At 62.1% G+C, this 17,705-nt stretch carries 17 protein-coding genes; 5 read left to right on the forward strand and 12 right to left on the reverse strand.

All coding sequences use genetic code 11. The features are described from left to right. Positions 1 to 35 precede the first annotated feature (35 nt). Positions 36 to 3,134 carry a multidrug efflux RND transporter permease subunit gene (locus AC07W4_RS16635; protein ID WP_495033149.1) on the reverse strand — a complete coding sequence of 1,033 codons (3,099 nt, stop codon included), beginning with the start codon at positions 3,132 to 3,134 and terminating at the stop codon, positions 36 to 38. A gap of 15 nt (positions 3,135 to 3,149) precedes the next feature. Continuing rightward, positions 3,150 to 4,307, reverse strand: coding sequence for an efflux RND transporter periplasmic adaptor subunit (locus AC07W4_RS16640; RefSeq protein WP_495033150.1), 1,158 nt, complete (start codon positions 4,305 to 4,307; stop codon positions 3,150 to 3,152). A gap of 293 nt (positions 4,308 to 4,600) precedes the next feature. Between AC07W4_RS16640 and AC07W4_RS16645 the strand changes: the two genes are divergently transcribed. Both AC07W4_RS16645 and AC07W4_RS16650 read left to right on the forward strand, forming a co-directional pair. Then, on the forward strand, positions 4,601 to 5,302 hold the full coding sequence (locus tag AC07W4_RS16645) for a response regulator (protein ID WP_007985461.1): 702 nt from the start codon (positions 4,601 to 4,603) through the stop codon (positions 5,300 to 5,302). A gap of 4 nt (positions 5,303 to 5,306) precedes the next feature. Beyond that, entirely contained in the window at positions 5,307 to 6,608 is a 1,302-nt protein-coding gene (locus AC07W4_RS16650) for an ATP-binding protein (protein ID WP_495033151.1), read from the forward strand. Positions 6,609 to 6,794: 186 nt separating this feature from the next. Here the strand turns inward: AC07W4_RS16650 and AC07W4_RS16655 are convergent, their stop codons facing one another. The 8 genes from AC07W4_RS16655 to AC07W4_RS16690 all read right to left on the reverse strand — a co-directional run bounded on the left by AC07W4_RS16655 (position 6,795) and on the right by AC07W4_RS16690 (position 13,163). Then, the gene (locus AC07W4_RS16655; RefSeq protein ID WP_495033152.1) at positions 6,795 to 7,556 is read right to left on the reverse strand and encodes an anti-sigma factor family protein; all 762 of its coding nucleotides are present in this window, start codon (positions 7,554 to 7,556) and stop codon (positions 6,795 to 6,797) included. Continuing rightward, positions 7,556 to 8,038: an RNA polymerase sigma factor gene (locus tag AC07W4_RS16660; RefSeq protein WP_495033214.1), complete on the reverse strand. Its 483-nt coding sequence runs from the start codon at positions 8,036 to 8,038 to the stop codon at positions 7,556 to 7,558. The genes AC07W4_RS16655 and AC07W4_RS16660 overlap by 1 nt, the downstream gene beginning before the upstream one ends. A gap of 66 nt (positions 8,039 to 8,104) precedes the next feature. Continuing rightward, positions 8,105 to 8,647, reverse strand: coding sequence for a tetratricopeptide repeat protein (locus tag AC07W4_RS16665; protein WP_495033153.1), 543 nt, complete (start codon positions 8,645 to 8,647; stop codon positions 8,105 to 8,107). Between the two features lie 118 nt (positions 8,648 to 8,765). Next, on the reverse strand, positions 8,766 to 9,719 hold the full coding sequence (locus AC07W4_RS16670) for a D-2-hydroxyacid dehydrogenase family protein (RefSeq protein WP_495033154.1): 954 nt from the start codon (positions 9,717 to 9,719) through the stop codon (positions 8,766 to 8,768). 13 nt (positions 9,720 to 9,732) lie between these two features. Continuing rightward, a complete protein-coding gene (locus AC07W4_RS16675; RefSeq protein WP_495033155.1) occupies positions 9,733 to 10,758 on the reverse strand; it encodes an alpha/beta fold hydrolase in 1,026 nt (341 codons plus the stop codon). Positions 10,759 to 11,073: 315 nt separating this feature from the next. Then, a complete protein-coding gene (locus AC07W4_RS16680; RefSeq protein ID WP_495033156.1) occupies positions 11,074 to 11,508 on the reverse strand; it encodes a YqaA family protein in 435 nt (144 codons plus the stop codon). Further along, positions 11,508 to 11,954: a DUF411 domain-containing protein gene (locus AC07W4_RS16685; protein ID WP_495033157.1), complete on the reverse strand. Its 447-nt coding sequence runs from the start codon at positions 11,952 to 11,954 to the stop codon at positions 11,508 to 11,510. The genes AC07W4_RS16680 and AC07W4_RS16685 overlap by 1 nt, the downstream gene beginning before the upstream one ends. A 213-nt stretch (positions 11,955 to 12,167) precedes the next feature. After that, positions 12,168 to 13,163 carry an aldo/keto reductase gene (locus tag AC07W4_RS16690; RefSeq protein WP_495033158.1) on the reverse strand — a complete coding sequence of 332 codons (996 nt, stop codon included), beginning with the start codon at positions 13,161 to 13,163 and terminating at the stop codon, positions 12,168 to 12,170. Between the two features lie 117 nt (positions 13,164 to 13,280). Between AC07W4_RS16690 and AC07W4_RS16695 the strand changes: the two genes are divergently transcribed. Further along, complete coding sequence (locus AC07W4_RS16695; protein ID WP_495033159.1) at positions 13,281 to 14,207, forward strand: LysR family transcriptional regulator; 927 nt, start codon at positions 13,281 to 13,283, stop codon at positions 14,205 to 14,207. 7 nt (positions 14,208 to 14,214) lie between these two features. Here the strand turns inward: AC07W4_RS16695 and AC07W4_RS16700 are convergent, their stop codons facing one another. Then, a complete protein-coding gene (locus AC07W4_RS16700) occupies positions 14,215 to 14,352 on the reverse strand; it encodes a hypothetical protein (protein WP_008054152.1) in 138 nt (45 codons plus the stop codon). Positions 14,353 to 14,508: 156 nt separating this feature from the next. Here AC07W4_RS16700 and AC07W4_RS16705 point away from each other — a divergent pair, with 156 nt between their 5' ends. Next, a complete protein-coding gene (locus AC07W4_RS16705) occupies positions 14,509 to 14,697 on the forward strand; it encodes a hypothetical protein (RefSeq protein ID WP_413425675.1) in 189 nt (62 codons plus the stop codon). An 8-nt stretch (positions 14,698 to 14,705) separates the two neighbouring features. On the opposite strand, the gene AC07W4_RS16710 is transcribed toward AC07W4_RS16705, so the two are convergent. Beyond that, entirely contained in the window at positions 14,706 to 15,077 is a 372-nt protein-coding gene (locus AC07W4_RS16710; protein ID WP_495033160.1) for a fe2+ zn2+ uptake regulation protein, read from the reverse strand. A 247-nt stretch (positions 15,078 to 15,324) separates the two neighbouring features. On the opposite strand from AC07W4_RS16710, the gene pvdQ reads away from it, so the two are divergent. Beyond that, positions 15,325 to 17,673 (forward strand): bifunctional acylase PvdQ, encoded by a 2,349-nt coding sequence (gene pvdQ / locus AC07W4_RS16715; protein ID WP_495033161.1) that lies wholly within the window; start codon positions 15,325 to 15,327, stop codon positions 17,671 to 17,673. Positions 17,674 to 17,705: the final 32 nt, after the last annotated feature.

A 17,705-nucleotide genomic window follows, 5' to 3' on the forward strand; every position in this document is an offset into this window, starting at 1 on the left:
CGAGCAAGCCCGCTCCCACAGGGACCGGTGTTTTGTCAGGTGCTTTTATGGCGTTTGCGCACCAGTTTCATCACCACCACAAAAAACACCGGCACGAACACCACGGCCAGGGTCGCCGTGATCATCCCGCCGATCACCCCGGTGCCGATGGCCTGCTGGCTCGCCGAACTGGCGCCGGTCGCGATCGCCAGCGGCACCACGCCCAGGATGAACGCCAGGGAGGTCATGACAATCGGCCGCAACCGCAGGCGTGCCGCTTGCAGGGTGGCGTCGATCAGGTCGTGGCCTTCGTCGTACAGGCTCTTGGCGAACTCGATGATCAGGATCGCGTTCTTCGCCGACAGGCCGATGATGGTGATCAGTCCGACCTTGAAGAACACATCGTTGGGCATTGCGCGCAAGGTCACGGCCAGCACCGCGCCGAGCACACCCAGCGGCACCACCAGCAGCACCGAGGTCGGGATCGACCAGCTCTCGTACAACGCCGCCAGGCACAGGAACACGATCAACAGCGACAGCCCCAGCAGGATCGGTGCCTGGCTGCCGGATAACCGCTCCTGCAACGACAACCCGGTCCATTCCTGGCCCAGGCCCGCCGGGCCTTGCGCCACCAGGCGCTCGATCTCGGCCATGGCCTCGCCGGTGCTGTGGCCCGGGGTCGGTTCACCGGAAATGCTGATCGCCGGGTAGCCGTTGTAGCGGGTCAACTGCGCCGGCCCCTGGGTCCATTTGGCCTGCACGAAGGCCGACAAGGGCACCATTTTTCCGTGGGTGTTGCGCACGTGGATCTTCAGCAGGTCTTCCACCTGGCTGCGCTGATCGCCCTCTGCCTGCACCACCACGCGTTGCATCCGCCCCTGGTTGGGGAAGTCGTTGATGTAGGCCGAACCCACGGCCGTGGACAGCACGTTGCCGACGTCGGCAAAGGACACCCCCAGTGCGTTGGCCTGCTTGCGGTCGACCACCAGTTGCACCTGCGGCGCTTCGGCCAGGGCGCTTTCGCGCACGTTCATCAGGATCGGGCTTTTTTCCGCCGCCGCGAGTAGCCCGGTGCGGGCCTCCATCAACCTCTCATGACCGAGACCACCGCGATCCTGCAGGCGGAACTCGAATCCGCTGGACGTACCCAGGCCATCCACGGGTGGCGGCAGCACGGCAAAGGTCACCGCATCCTTGATCTGGCTGAGGGCGACGTTGGCCCGGTCGGCAATCGAAGTCGCCGAGTCGTCGCTGCCGCGCTCGGACCAGTCTTTGAGTGTGCTGAAGGCGAGCGCTGCGTTCTGGCCACTGCCGGAGAAGCTGAAACCCAGGATCACCACACTGTCCCGAATACCCGGCTCGGTTGCGTTGTGCGCTTCAACCTGCTCAGCCACCTGCACGGTGCGGTTCTTGCTCGCACCCGGCGGCAACTGGATGTCGGTGATGGTGTAGCCCTGGTCTTCCACCGGCAGGAACGAGGAGGGCAGGCGACTGAAGGCCAAGCCCAGACCGATCAGCAACACGCCGTAGATCAGCAGGTAGCGCCCTGTGCGTTTCAACGCGTAGGCAACCCAACCCTGATAGCGCTCGGTCAGTTGTTCGAAGCGGCGGTTGAACCAGCCGAAGAACCCGGTCTTTTCATGGTGCTCGCCTTTGGCAATCGGCTTGAGCAACGTCGCGCACAGGGCCGGGGTCAAGGTCAGGGCGAGGAAGGCCGAAAACAGGATCGAGGTGGCCATCGACAGCGAGAACTGCTGGTAAATCACCCCGACCGAGCCCTGCATGAACGCCATCGGAATGAACACCGCGACCAGCACCAGGGTGATGCCGATGATGGCCCCGGTGATCTGCCCCATGGCCTTGCGCGTGGCTTCCTTGGGCGACAGGCCCTCAGTGGCCATGATCCGCTCGACGTTTTCCACCACCACGATGGCGTCGTCCACCAGAATGCCGATAGCCAGCACCATGCCGAACATCGTCAGCACGTTGATCGAAAACCCCAGCGCCAGCATCGTCGCGAAGGTGCCCATCAATGCCACCGGCACCACCAGGGTCGGAATCAGCGTGTAGCGGATGTTCTGCAGGAACAGGAACATCACCGCGAACACTAGCAGCATCGCCTCAAAGAGGGTGTAGACCACCTTGGTGATCGAGACCTTGACGAAAGGCGAGGTGTCGTAGGGGATCGAGTACTCGACGTTCGCCGGGAAATAGCGCTTGAGTTCGTCCATCTTCGCCCGCACCAGGGTCGCGGTGTTCAGGGCGTTGGCGCCGGGCGACAATTGCACGGCGACGGCGGTGGACGGCTTGCCGTTCAGGCGCGTGGAAAACTGGTATTCCTGGCTGCCGATCTCGACGCGCGCCACATCGCGGATGCGCACGGTCGAGCCATCCGGATTGGCCTTGAGGACAATGTCGGCAAACTCTTCGGGGGTCGAGAGCTGGCCCTTGACCAGAATGGTCGCGGTGATTTCCTGGGTGGTGCGGGTCGGCAGATCGCCGATGCTGCCCGCCGACACCTGGGCGTTTTGCGCGACGATGGCGGTGTTGACGTCCGCCGGGGTCAGGTTGAAGGCGAGCAGTTTCTGCGGGTCGATCCAGATCCGCATCGCCCGTTCGGCGCCGTACAGCTGCGCCTTGCCGACGCCGTCCAGACGCTTGACCTCGTTCATCACGTTGCGCGCCAGGTAATCGCTGAGCGCCACGTCATCGAGCTTGCCGTCGCTGGACGTCAGGGTGATCAGCAGCAGGAAGCCGGAGGAGACTTTCTCCACCTGCAAACCTTGCTGGATGACTGCTTGCGGCAGCCGTGACTCCACGGCTTTCAGGCGGTTCTGCACATCCACCTGGGCCAGTTCCGGGTTGGTGCCCGGCTGGAAAGTGGCCTTGATGGTGGCGCTGCCCAGGCTGCTCTGGGATTCGAAATACAATAGGTGATCGGCGCCGTTGAGCTCTTCCTCGATAAGGCTGACCACGCTCTCGTCCACGGTCTGCGCCGAAGCGCCCGGGTACACGGCGTAGATTTCGATTTGTGGCGGCGCAACATCCGGGTATTGCGCCACTGGCAGTTGCGGAATGGCCAACGCACCGGCCAGCAGGATGAACAGGGCCACCACCCAGGCGAACACCGGACGGTCGATAAAGAACTGCGGCATAAAAAAGCGTCCTGCTTACTGACCAGTCGCCTGGGCAAGGGGAAGAGGGGTGTCGTCGATCTGCACTTTCTCGCCGGGCCGGGCGTGCTGCAGGCCCTCGATGACGATGCGGTCGCCTGCCTTCAGGCCGCCGGTGACGATCCAGCGATCGTTCTGCACGGCGCCCAGTTCGACCGGTTGCTGCCCGACCCGCTGTTCGGCGTCGAGCAGTAGCACCTGGGCGATACCTGCGCTGTCGCGCTGGATGGCCCGTTGCGGCACGCTGATACCCTGCTGGTTGACCGCTTGTTCCAGGCGTACGCGTACGAAACTGCCGGGCAGCAAGTCGAGGTCGGGGTTGGGGAACTCACTGCGCAGGATGATCTGGCCGGTGCCCGGATCGACGGTGATGTCGCTGAACAGCATCTTGCCCGGCAGCGGGTAGAGGCTGCCGTCATCCTGGATCAGCGTGGCCTTGGCCTGGTCCTGGCCGACCTGCTGCAGCTGACCGGAACGGAAGGCACGGCGCAGTTCGTTGAGCTCGCGGGTGGACTGGGTCAGGTCGGCATGAATCGGGTTCAGTTGCTGAATCAGCGCCAGCGCCGTGGTTTCGCTCTGCCCCACCAGCGCGCCTTCGGTGACCAGTGCGCGACCGATACGCCCGGAAATCGGCGCGGTAACGGTGGCGTAACCGAGGTTCAACCGGGCGCGCTCCACCGCGGCCTTGTTGCCGGCGACGTCGGCGGCGGTCTGCCGTGCGTTGGCCCGGGCGTTGTCGTAGTCCTGGCCGCTGATGGCCTTGTCGTCGATCAAGCGGGCGTAGCGCTGTTCCTGCAAACGGGCCTGGAACGCGTTGGCTTCGGCCTTGCGCAATGCCGCTTCGGCGCTGTCCAGGTCTGCCTTGAATGGCGCCGGGTCGATGCGGAACAACACATCGCCCTGTTTCACGTCGCTGCCTTCACGGAAGGTGCGCTGCAAGACCACGCCCGCCACGCGGGCACGGACTTCGGCCATGCGCGGTGCGGCAATCCGCCCGCTCAATTCGCTGCTGATGGTCAGTGGCCGCGCTTCGATGGTTTCGATGCGAACCGTGGCCAGCGGCGCCTGCTCCTCGGCGTTCGAGGCCTTGTCGCACGCAGCCAGTGTCAACGCCAGTGCAATCAGACTGAGCCTGGCAAGCAGATTCTTCGACATGTAATACCCCAATAAAAACTCCCAGCATCCTACTGGGCGCAGGCGAGGATAGCGGTGAAGCTTTGTTGGTGCTGTGTGAAATTGTGTAAGGGTTTTACTCAGAGACGAGTGAGGGCGTATATCCTTCAGTCCTTGAATTTTATTGCGCCTGAGAGATCGCTTTCGCGGGCAAGCCCGCTCCCACAGTGGTCGGTGGTGTTCATATCATTTGTGTTCACCTCAAATCCCTGTGGGAGCGGGCTTGCCCGCGAAGAGGCCGGATCAGACGCCACAGCTCTTTCTGGAAACACCCCATGCCCAACATCCTCCTGGTCGAAGACGACACCGCCCTGGCCGAACTGATTGCCAGCTACCTGGAACGCAACGGTTATTCCGTCAGCGTGATCGGTCGCGGCGACCATGTGCGCGAACGTGCGCGGCTCAATCCGCCGGACCTGGTGATCCTCGACCTGATGCTGCCCGGCCTCGACGGCTTGCAGGTCTGTCGCCTGCTGCGCGCCGATTCGGCGACCTTGCCGATCCTGATGCTCACCGCCCGCGACGACAGCCATGACCAGGTCCTGGGCCTGGAAATGGGGGCCGACGACTACGTCACCAAACCCTGCGAGCCGCGGGTGCTGCTGGCCCGGGTGCGGACCTTGCTGCGCCGCAGCAGCCTCAGCGAGCCACAGACCGCCAACGACCGCATTCTGATGGGCAACCTGTGCATCGACTTGTCCGAGCGCACCGTGACCTGGCGCGAGCAATTGGTGGAGCTGTCCAGCGGCGAGTACAACCTGCTGGTGGTACTGGCCCGGCATGCCGGCGAAGTGTTGAGCCGCGACCAGATCCTGCAACGCCTGCGCGGCATCGAATTCAACGGCACCGACCGCTCGGTGGACGTGGCGATTTCCAAGCTGCGACGCAAGTTTGACGACCACGCCGGCGAGGCGCGCAAGATCAAGACCGTGTGGGGCAAGGGTTACCTGTTCAGCCGTTCCGAGTGGGAATGCTGAGCCGATGTTCAGAATCCTCTTTCGTTTGTACCTGGTGACCATCGTCTCGTTCAGCGCCGCGATTTACCTGGTGCCGGATCTGGTGGTCAAGGTGTTCCACGAGCGCTTTGTCACCTACAACCTGGATTATTCCCGTGGGCTGCAAACGCTGATCGTCAAACAGTTCCACGGGATCCCGGCCGAACAGTGGCCCACCCTGGCCGCTGAAATGGACAAGGACTTCTCTCCTCTGCACATCGTGCTCAGCAGCAATGACGACAGCAGCCTGACGCCGGATGAACAGAAGCGCTTGCAACGCGGCGAGAATGTGGTGCGCGTGGGCGACTGGGGTTGGCGCACGCTGGCCGTCGCGCCGCTGAATGAGCGCACCGTGGTGCAAATGGTCGTGCCACCGGATCCGCTGGACGTCAACCTGTTGTACTGGAGCATCAACGTCCTGATCGGTGCGACCATGCTCGCCTGCCTGTTGCTGTGGCTGCGTCCGCACTGGCGTGACCTGGAGCGTCTCAAGGGGGCCGCCGAACGCTTTGGCAAGGGCCACCTGGGCGAGCGCACGCAAATCTCCCCGAGTTCCAACATCGGCAGCCTGGCCAGTGTGTTTGACACCATGGCCGGTGACATCGAGAACCTGCTCAACCAGCAGCGGGACTTGCTCAATGCGGTGTCCCACGAATTGCGCACGCCGCTGACGCGCCTGGATTTCGGCCTGGCACTGGCCCTGTCCGACGACTTGCCGGCGGCCAGCCGCGAGCGCCTGCAGAGCCTGGTGGCGCACATTCGGGAACTCGATGAATTGGTGCTGGAGCTGCTGTCCTACAGCCGCCTGCAAAACCCGGCGCGGCTGCCGGAGCAGGTCGAGGTGTCGCTGGATGAGTTCATTGACAGCATTCTCGGCAGCGTCGACGAAGAACAGGAATCCCCGGAAATCGTCATCGACGTGCTGCTGCATGGCCAGTTCGAACACTTCAGCCTGGACCCGCGCCTGACCGCCCGCGCCTTGCAGAACCTGCTGCGCAACGCCATGCGCTACTGCGAGAAGCGTATTCAGATTGGGGTTCAGGTTAATACCGGCGGCTGTGAGATCTGGGTCGACGATGATGGCATCGGCATTCCGGACGACGAGCGCGAGCGGATTTTCGAACCCTTCTACCGCCTCGACCGCAGCCGTGACCGCGCCACGGGTGGCTTCGGGCTGGGACTGGCGATCAGCCGCCGGGCGTTGGAAGCCCAGGGCGGCACGCTGACGGTGGAAGCCTCGCCGCTGGGTGGGGCGCGGTTTCGGTTGTGGTTGCCGGCGTTGGTTTGAATCTGCGGTTATCTCTCACGTACTTCAGCGCTTCGATGACCCCGTGCCTGGCAACTCAAATCTGTAGCAGCTGTCGAGCCTGCGAGGCGGCGTTCGGCTGCGCAGCAGTCGTAGAGTCAGGTCAACGGGCTGCGAGGACTGCGTCCTCGAACGCAGCCTCGCAGGCTCGGCAGCTGCTACACAGAATCAGACACTCAAGCGTGTGCGCAGCAGCTTGGCCATCTCCTCCAGATCCGCCATTGGCTGATGCCCGATCAGCATCCAGGCGTGCTCCATGTCAGCCCAATACACGATGTTCAGCTCACGCCGCTGTTCCCGGGCGAAATGGCGGCTGCCGCTGTTGGAGCGGGTGACGCACAGCGCCATGGGGCCGTGCGTCGGGTCGAGGTAGGTGATCTGGGCGATAGGCGCACCGTCGTACTCGAGGATTTGCGCGCGCTTGAACTCGGCACGGGGCAGGTTCAGTTTGGCCGGCGCGAGGTTGAGGCCCAGGCGCGTATCGATGGTGCGCAGTTGTGCCCGTTGGGTGGCTTCATCGCCGGGCAAGTGATCCAGGGTTTCCGGCACGTAGAGCGCCATGTAGTCAGCCACCAGCCCGCGCCAGTTGTGTGTCTGCCGGCTCGCTTGCCAGCCGAGGAACAAACGGTCCGCCAACACGCCGCCGGCCAACAGCCCGGCCGCGGCGGCCAGGAACCAGCGTCGACTGAGCCCGGGGCGGGCGGGTGAGGGCAGTGTGGCGAGCATGGCTTGCAGGCGATCCACCGGCGCCTGCCGGGCCAGTTCATCGTAGGCGTCCTTGAACGGCAGGCTGCTGCGATCGAGCCATTGCAGGCGCAGACCGAGCATCGGGTCGGCGCTGATGGCCGCGTCGACGCGCGAGCGCTGCTCGGCATCGAGATGGTTATCGAGGTAAGCCACCAGTTGTTCGTCCGAGGGTCTCGCGTTCATCAATGTTCTCCTCGGTTAGGGGTGGGCACCGTGTGCAGCGGTGGATACTCGGCCAGTTTCGCCCGGGCCGTGGCCAGGCGGCTCATGACCGTGCCGATGGGCACTTGCAGCACCTCGGCGACTTCGCGGTAGGACAAACCTTCGACATAGGCCAGAAACACCGTTTCGCGCTGGGCCTCGGGCAGGGCATCGACTCGGCGGATGACCTGTGCCGCCAGCACGTGGGTCTGGGCCACGGATTCACCGTCGAACGACAAGGCCTGATCGGCGTCTACCTGGCCCTGACCCTGGCGCACCCGCCGGGCGCGGACTTCGTTGAGCCAGATCGAATGCAGAATGCTCAGCAGCCAATGGTCCATGCGCGTCCCCTGCACGTATTGCGCGGCCCGTTCCAGCGCCCGCACGCAAGTGGCTTGCACCAGGTCATCGGCAACGTGCCGTTGCCGGGACAGCAGCAGGCCATAGCGCCATAAACGCGCCAGATGCTTGTTCAGTTCCGTTCGTATTGCCTGATCGCTGGCGATGGCGACCTCCGTCCGCTCGAGTTGTCAGGTTTTCGATGACCCGTTGATGGCTTCGGCCAGGTCCTGGTACTCCTCGCATTGAGTGCTGCCACAGATGGATTCGATCTGCTGCAGCTGTTCTTGTGCAAGGTCCAGCCGGCCTTTGACCACATAGGCCTCGCCGAGGTATTCGCGGACCTGCGCGTACTGCGGGTCGAGTTTCACCGATTGCAGGTAATAGCCGATGCCTTCGTCGGTACGTCCCAGTTTACGCGTGGCGTAGCCGCGATAGTTCAATGCTTTTGCAGTATTTGGCTGTTTCAGCGTGTCGAGCAGGGCCAGGGCTTCTTCGTAACGCCCGTCCTTGGCCAGTTGATAGGCATAGTTGGTGCGGTCTTCGTCCGGCACCAGGCTGCTGGTCTGGCGGACGCACCGCTGGGATCGGGTATCGAGTACCTGTCCTTTCGGGCATTTGGGTTTGACGGGCGGCTCGTCATCACCGCCACCGCCGTTGGCCAGGGCGAGGGAACCGGACAACGCAACGGTCAGCAACAACGGGGTCATCAGAACTGCAAAACGACTATTCATGGGCTTTGCTCCACAGGTTCATGGGTTTCAGATCAGGTCGCGCCCGGCCAGGCGCAGTGCAAGGTTGATGTGATGAGAACACCGCAGCATGAACAATTATTCGTTGTGGGATTTTCGTTCAACCCAGCAGACGAATCGGTGCACCCGCCGCCCAGGCCTGGATGTCCTCGATCATTTGCGAGAAAAACAGCTGGTAGTTCTGCCGGCTCACGTACCCGACATGGGGCGTCGCCAGCACATTGTCCAGGGTCCGGAACGGATGGTGGGCGGGCAGTGGCTCCTGCTCGAAGACGTCCAGGGCGGCACCGGCCAGCCGTTGTTTCTGCAGCGCCTTGATCAGCGCCGCTTCATCGACAATGGGGCCGCGAGCGGTGTTCACCAACAGCGCCGTGGGCTTCATCCAGCCCAGTGCTTGTGCATCCACCAGGCCCCGACTGCGTTCGCTGAGCACCAGGTGCACCGACAGCACGTCGGCCTGTTCGAACAGTTCCTGCTTGCTGACACAGGTCACACCGGCCTGCGCCGCACGTTCGGCGGTGAGGTTTTCGCTCCAGGCGATGACGCGCATGCCGAACACCTGGCCGAATTGCGCGACGCGCTGGCCGATACTACCCAGGCCGAGGATCGCCAACGTCTTGCCATGCAGGTCGCCGCCCAGGCTTTGTTGCCACCGGCCGGCGCGTAAGGCATTGGCCTCGGCCACCAGGTTGCGGGTCGCGGCCATGATCAGCGCCCAGGTCAGTTCCGGCGCGGCGTGTTTGTAGCTGTCGGTTCCGCTGACCGAAATGCCCAGCGCAGCGGCGGCTTTGAGGTCCAGGGCCGCATTGCGCATGCCGCCGGTCACCAGCAGCTTGAGTTTCGGCAGGCGCCGCAGCAGGTCTTCATCGAAGCGGGTGCGCTCGCGCATCACGCAGATCACCTCGAACCCGGCAAGGCGCTCAGCCAGGGTCTGGTTGTCGGCGGGGTAGTCATGGACAAAACTCACCTGACCGACGCTGTCCAGCGCCGACCAGACCACCACGTCCCGCGCCACATCCTGCCAATCATCGATCACTGCAATCTGCACAGGCATCAGCCTTTCCTCTTCAACGCACGGGGTTGGTCTTGTTCAGCCAGGCGAGCAGGGCCTGGTGGAATTGTGCCGGTTCTTCCATCTGTGGCGCGTGACCCATGCCCGGGAACTCGACCAGCGTGGACTGGGGAATCAGCCTGGCTACCTGTTTGCCGAGGACGTCGTAGTGCCCGATCTTCGCCTTGACCTCGGGCGGGGCGATGTCACTGCCGATGGCGGTGGTGTCGGATGTCCCGATCAACAGCAGGGTCGGTACTTGCAGATCCTTGAATTCGTAGTACACCGGTTGAGTGAAGATCATGTCGTAGATCAGCGCCGAGTTCCACGCGACTTGCGTATGCCCCGGGCCTTTGTTCAGGCCGGCGAGCATGTCGACCCAGCGATCGAACTCGGGTTTCCAGCGGCCACCGTAGTAGGTGGTGCGTTCATAGTTGCGGATACCGTCGGCGCTGAGTTTGAGTTCTCGTTCATACCATTGATCAACCGTGCGATAGGGCACACCGAGGGCTTTCCAGTCTTCCAGGCCGATGGGGTTGACCAGTGCCAGTTGCTCGACCTGTTCGGGGTATTGCAAGGCATAGCGAGTGGCGAGCATGCCGCCGGTGGAGTGCCCCAGCAGGGTGGCTTTCTGGATGCCCAAAGTCTTGAGCAATTGCTGGGTGTTCGTCGCCAGTTGCTGGAATGTGTACTGGTAGTGCGCCGGTTTGCTGGAGGTGCAGAAGCCGATCTGGTCCGGGGCGATGACCCGGTAACCGGCGTCGCTGAGGGCTTTGATCGAGCTGTCCCAGGTGGCACCGCAGAAATTCTTGCCGTGCATCAGCACCACGCTGCGGCCATTGGCCTTGCCGTGGGCAGCGACGTCCATGTAACCCATTTGCAGGGATTGGCCCTGGGATTCGAAGGCGAAGTGCTTGAGCGTGTAGGGATAGTCGAATCCTTGCAGTTCAGGGCCGTACGCCGGTCCTTCGGCGTGGGCGATGACGGGCAGGGCGGCGGTCAACAACAGGCCGGGCAACCAGCGGGGGAAAGTGCGTGACATGGGAGAACTCCATAGAAAGTCCGCCGATGCTGGATCGAGTCGATTAGGGCGACGTTAAACACAGGCAATCGCCGCTAATGCCAGTCGGTTAAGCAATTTCAGCCGCGACACCCTTTGTAGCAGCTGCCGAGCCCGCGAGGCTGCGTTCGGCTGCATAGCAGTCGTGAGTCCAGCTGACGCGGTCTGCCTGACGTACCGCAATGACTGATTTTACGACTGCTTCGCAGCCGAACGCAGCCTCGCGGGCTCGGCAGCTGCTACAGATCGCATCACCGCTTAACTGACTGGCATTAGGCAATCACCGCCTTCGGTGGTTCAACCCATCCAGCCCAGCGTCGCCACGGCCAGTACGCCATAGCGCGCGCCTTTGGCCAGGGTGACGATCAGCAGGAAGCGCCCCAATGGCTCGCGCATGACCCCGGCGACCAGTGTCAGCGGATCGCCGATCACCGGCAGCCAACTGAGCAGTAATGACCAATGACCGTAGCGTTGGTAATGCAGCCGGGCTTTTTCCAGATGTCGGGGGCTCACCGGAAACCAGCGACGGTCGCGGAACCGCTCGATCCCGCGCCCCAGCCACCAATTAAGCAACGAGCCCAGAACGTTGCCGAACGTCGCCACCGCCAGCAGCGCCCAGAGCCAGTAGCGGTCGCTGAGCAACAGGCCGACCAGCACGGCTTCGGATTGCAACGGCAGCAGCGTGGCGGCACCGAATGCCGCGAAAAAAAGCGCGAAGCAGGCGCCGGACATCAATGGGCGGGATAGTCCGCAACCACCACGTCAGTGCCGTCCTTTTTCAGGCCGATGACCTGATAGGCATCGCTCATGCCGTCCATTTCCATGCCGGGCGAACCCATGGGCATGCCGGGGGCCGCAACACCCTGCAGATCGTCGCGCTTGCTCAAGGCCAGGACCTGGTCGGCCGGGACATGACCTTCTACGAATTTGCCGTTGATCAACGCGGTGTGGCACGACGCCAGGCGTGGCGGCACGCCGTGCTGTTGTTTGAACTCGCTCATGTTGGCCTCGACATGGTCTTCGACCTTGAAGCCGTTGGCCTCCAGGTGGGTGATCCATTTTTTGCAGCAACCACAATTGGCGTCGCGATGAACCTCGATCGGAATGAGGTCGGCGGCCTGGGTCAGGGAGGACATGAACAAGGCGCTCAGGGCTACCAGGCGCAGAGGGTTTCGCATGGGGTTCGTCTCGGCTAACGGGCAAAAAAATACGCATTCTGACCATTTTTTCCGGTCAGGTATTCAAGGAGTGTTTCGAATTACTACAAAGATCCGCCGCTCGATGATGGTAGATCAATGCTGACAGGTAGATGAGGGGCACATTACAAAATCGTCAGGATGGGACCCGGCGGGGAGGCGGCCCGTTGCGCTTATCGAACGGGCCGGCAAACCTTACCGGTCGAGCAGTTTCATGACTTCTTCCGGATACCGCAGGCCAGCGGTGGCATCCGCCGCAAAGATCGCTTCCAGCGCGTGCAGTTCTTCGGCGCCCAGCGTCACCTCCAGAGCGGCCACGTTTTCTTCCAGGTACTTGCGTTGCTTGGTGCCCGGAATCGGAATCAGGTAATCACCCTGGGCCAGCACCCATGCCAGCGCCAGTTGGCCCGCCGTCACGCCTTTCTCTGCCGCCAGTGCTTGTACCTGTTGCACCAGCAGCAGGTTTTTCGCGAAGTTTTCGCCCTGGAAGCGCGGGCTGAAGCGGCGGTAATCGTCAGCCGCGAAATCATCCGGGCTTTTCAACGCGCCGGTCAGAAACCCCCGGCCCAACGGGCTATAAGGCACAAAGGCGACGCCCAGGCGCTGGCAGGCCGCCAGGCACCCGTTTGCCTCCTGATCGCGACTCCATAGCGAATACTCGCTTTGCAGCGCACTGATCGGGTGAACCTTGTGCGCCCGTTCCAGGGTCGCCGCCGAGGCCTCGCTCAATCCCAGATAACGCACCTTGCCGGCACTGACCAGTTCAGCCATGGCGCCGACGGTTTCTTCAATGGCCACCTGCGGGTCGATTCGGTGTTGGTAATACAGGTCGAGGGTGTCCACGCCCAGGCGCTTCAAGCTGCCGTCGATGGACTGGCGAATGTATTGCGGCCGACCGTTGACGCCGCGGGCGGTGGGGTTGGCCGGATCGCGGACGATCCCGAACTTGCTGGCCAGGAACACCTGGTCGCGCTTGCCGGCAATGGCCTTGCCGATCAGTTCTTCATTGGTGTGCGGGCCGTACATATCGGCTGTGTCGAGCAGGTTGACGCCCAGTTCCAGCGCGCGGTGCAGGGTGGCCGTGGCTTCGCGGGTGTCGGTGCCGGTGGTGTAGAAGTCGGTCATGCCCATACAACCCAAGCCGATGGCCGACACCAGTGGGCCGTTTTTTCCCAATTGACGTGTGTGCATGAAATCAGCTCCCTGTGAAGTGAATCACCATTGTTCGCCTCGACAGAAACAAGATAAACCGGCTAAAACGACTATCACTATTCGTTAAATCTAAATAATCAGCCGGTGGAGCCAGTAATGGACCGTTTCAACGCCATGCGCGTCTTTACCCGAATCGTCGAGTTGGGCGGCTTTGCCAGGGCCGCCGACAGCCTGCAATTGCCCCGGGCCTCGGTCACCATCCTGATCAAGCAACTGGAGGCGCACCTGGGGGTGCAACTGCTGCAACGCACCACCCGGCAGATCAGCCTGACGCTCGACGGCGCGGCCTATTACCCGCGTTGCGTGCGCTTGCTGGCAGACCTGGAAGAGACCGAAGCGGTGTTCAGTGCCGCGCGCCACAATCCCAAGGGATTATTGCGAGTGGACATGCCGGCGGGCGTGGGGCGCCTGATTGTGATTCCGGCACTGCCGCAATTCACCGCCCGCTATCCGTTGATCGAACTGGAAATCGGCCTGAATGACCGCCCGGTGGACCTGATTCGCGAGGGTGTCGATTGTGTCTTGCGCGGTGGATCGCCGCTGGACGATTCGCTGGTGGCGCGGCCGCTGGTGGTGATGGATCAGGTGACCTGTGCCAGCCCCGACTACTTGCGGCGGCACGCAGCCCCCCAAACGCTGGATGACTTGCGCGGGCACCGGATGGTCGAGTATGTCGCCAGCAACAGTGGCAAACGCTATGGGCTGGAGTTTGTCGTGGATGGCCAGGTACGGTCGGTCGACCTGCCCAAGCAGGTGGCGGTCAACAGTGCCGATGGCTATCTGGCCGCGTGCGAGGCCGGATATGGCCTGGTGCAGACGCCGTACTATCACGTGGCGCGGCAACTGGAAGAGGGACGTTTGTGTGAAGTGCTGAGGGAGGTGTCGCCACCGGGCATGCCGATGACGGCGCTTTATCCGCCGCACCGCCAGTTGTCCCGGCGGGTGCGTGTGTTCGTCGATTGGCTGGTGGAACTGTGTTCCCAGCCGGGCAATGACTTCTACCGCAAGGATTCAGGCCGTTGAACCGCGGTTAACGATGCTGGTAGTAACCCGGTCCGCCATGGTTGTCATAGTGGTCGTGGTGCCAGCCCCCGTGGGGGAAAACAATGCATCCGCTCAGGGTCAGGATGGCAAGCAGGGGAATCAGCAGTGTGATTCGACGCAACATTTGAAAGTCCTCATGGTTATCGCCGCAATGAAGCTAAAACTCTTCATCGGCTGTAACATGAGACCCCGCTTGTAGCCGCTTATCCCCGAAACAGGGTAAGCGCTTGGCATGCGTGTCGATACAAACCGGATACATTTTCAGATTCAGGAACCCGCAATGACTCAGTCGCAACGTTTGAAATACTCGATTCTGATCTCCCTGGTGGTGCTGGGGATCATGTTTGGCCTTTCCTGGTTGCAGAACACCGGCGTCATCAGCGAAAAAATGTTCCAGTACATCGCCATTGGCGTGGCGGTGGTCGTGGTGGTCATCAATGGCGTGATGCGCCGCAAGGTCAAGCCCTGATCATTCGATTATCGGTTGCGCAGGATGGCAGCAGCCTGGGGATGCAGGCTGTAGCTTTTGTCGGGGTTGAGGACAATCACGCCTTCGCTGCACAAGCGCTTGAGTACTTCACGCACGCTGAGAAATGACAGGGGAACATCCAGGTCCAGCAATTGGCTGTGCACGCCGCGCACGCCAAGGCTGCGGTCGTTTTCGGCGGCCATCAGCAAGGCATCGATGACTTTCAGGCGGATCAGACTGGTTCGAAGGCCAAAGCTTTTGAGCAGGATCCGGATCCGCTCGTTGCCGTGGCGATCGGTACGCGGCTCGAATACGCCGACTCCCAAGGAAGTACCCTTTGGCGCGTTGCTACCGTCCGTTGGCAGTTGCGAGTTGTACATTGCAAAACTCCTTTCAGAGCCTGATCAGGAAAAATGGGCGCTCTTACAGGACTAGACGTATGAGCAGCCCGAATCATGAAGGCTCGAATGTAGAAAATTTGTCGCCATCGCGTGATCAACCTGTCAGCCCGTGGTTCTTTGCACAGTAAATCCCTAAATTTTTGTGGTGAGCTTCGTCCCTACAGGGAGGCCCGGCGTGCGTGGATAGGCGCAGCCGTGGCCATCGTTTTTTCGATCAGGAGCGAGCGTGATTATTTCCAGCCAGTTAACCAGGTTGAGCCTGGCGGGTGTGACTCTGGGTTTGAGCCTGGGGCTGAGCCTTGCCGCGAGCGCGAGCGGTACGCCCGCGCAAACGAGTGCCGACATTCGTCGAACCGGTTTCGGCGTGCCGCACATCCGCGCCGACAACGAGCGCGGGCTCGGCTACGGCATCGGCTATGCCTACGCCCAGGACAACCTGTGCTTGCTGGCCAACGAGATCACTACGGTCAACGGCGAGCGTTCGCGCTATTTCGGACCTGATCAGTTCACCGTCGAGGAGCGTGAGAACTTGGTCAGCGATCTGTTCTTCACCTGGCTGAACACCCCGCAGGCCGTTGCCGGGTTCTGGCAGGCCCAGACTCCGGAGGTCCGTGAGCTGATCGAAGGCTATGTGACGGGGTACAACCGTGCCTTGAGCGAGCGTCGCGCCCAGGGTTTGCCGCCGCAGTGCCAGGGCGATTGGGTGCGCGACATCACCCCGTCGGATCTGGTCAAACTGACTCGGCGCCTGTTGGTCGAAGGTGGCGTTGGCCAGTTTGCCGAAGCCCTGGCCGGTGCTACGCCACCCAACGCAGTGGCCCGGGCGAGGAGCGCACAGGCGGATTTCCAGGTGGCGGCTACGCGGATGCAGCGTTTTGCCCTGGACCGGGGCAGCAATGCCGTCGCGGTCGGCAGCGAGCGCTCCTTCAACGGACGCGGCATGTTGCTGGCCAATCCGCATTTTCCGTGGGTGGGCGGCATGCGTTTTTACCAGATGCACCTGACCATTCCCGGCAAACTGGACGTGATGGGCGCGGCGTTGCCCGGCCTGCCGGTGATCAACATCGGATTCAATCAGCATCTGGCCTGGTCCCATACCGTGGATTCGTCGAGGCATTTCACGCTGTATCGCCTGCAACTCGACCCCAGGGATTCGACCCGGTACCTGCTCGACGGCCAGTCATTGCCGATGGACAAGCAGACCGTGACCGTCAACGTCAGGCAGGCGAACGGGCAGCTCCGGGCGATTTCCCACGGGGTCTACAGTTCGAAATTCGGTCCGGTGGTGCAATGGCCGGGAAAACTGGATTGGGATCATCAGTACGCCTACAGCCTGCGTGACGCCAATCTGGATAACGACCGCGTTCTGCTGCAGTGGTACGCGATGAACCGCGCGGAAAACCTCAAGGATTTCCAGGCCTCGGTGCACAGGATCCTGGGCATCCCGTGGGTCAACACGCTGGCGGCGGACGACCAGGGGCAGACGCTGTACATGAACCTCTCGGTGGTGCCCAACGTCAGCGTTGACAAGCTGGCGCAATGCAGCGATCCGCGAGCGGGCTTGCAGATGATCGTTCTTGACGGCTCCAACAGCGCCTGTGCCTGGGACATCGATCCGCAGGCGCCACAACAAGGTATCTATGCGTCCGACAAGTTGCCGCAATTGCTGCGCAAGGATTTTGTCCAGCACGCCAATGATTCGGCATGGATGGTCAATCCGACGCAACCATTGACCGGCTATTCGCCGTTGATCAGCCAGGACAGCCAGCCACTGGGGCTACGCTCGCGCTTTGCCCTGGATCGTTTGAGTTCATTGACCAAAGCCGGCAAGGTCGGGGCAGCGGACTTGCAACGCATGGTCATGGACGATCAGGTGTATCAGGCGGATCAAGTGATGCCGGACCTGCTGCAATTCTGCGTGGCGGATCTCGGTGTCGATGCCAAAACGCTTGCGCCACTGTGCGCCAGCCTCAAGGCCTGGGACCGCAAGGCCAACCTCGGCAGCGGTCTGGGTTTTGTGCATTTGCAGAATGTCATGGAGACATTGGAGGCAGTGCCGGACGTATGGCGTGTGGCATTCGATCCGCAGGATCCGCAACATACCCCGCGTGGAATCGCAGTCGATCACCCGCAGGTGGCGAAGGCTCTACGGGCAGCGATGCTGGCTTCGGTAGAACAGGTCAAGGCGGCAGGCCTCAAGCCGGACAGTCGCTGGGGTGATATCCAGGTGGTCAGCAGCGGCGGACAACAGACACCGATCCACGGCGGCCCGGGGACCCTGGGGGTCTACAACGCCATCCAGAGCGTGCCGCGCAGCGATGGCAAGCGCGAAGTGGTCAGTGGCACGAGTTACCTGCAAGTGGTGACCTTTGACGAAAATGGACCGCAGGCCAAAGGGCTTCTGGCGTTCTCGTTGTCCAGCGACCCGGCCTCGAAGTATTCACGGGACCAGACGCTGGCCTTTTCCAGGAAGCAATGGAGCGTGCTGCCTTTCACCGAGCAACAGATCCTGTCCGATCCGGACTATCAGGCGCAGACGATTCGCCAGCAGGATGAAAAGGTGGCCACGCATTAATGTAGCGGGGTTTTGCATGAACGCTGAAGGCC

The sequence above is a fragment of the Pseudomonas sp. GW821-FHT02A08 genome (assembly GCF_059422045.1).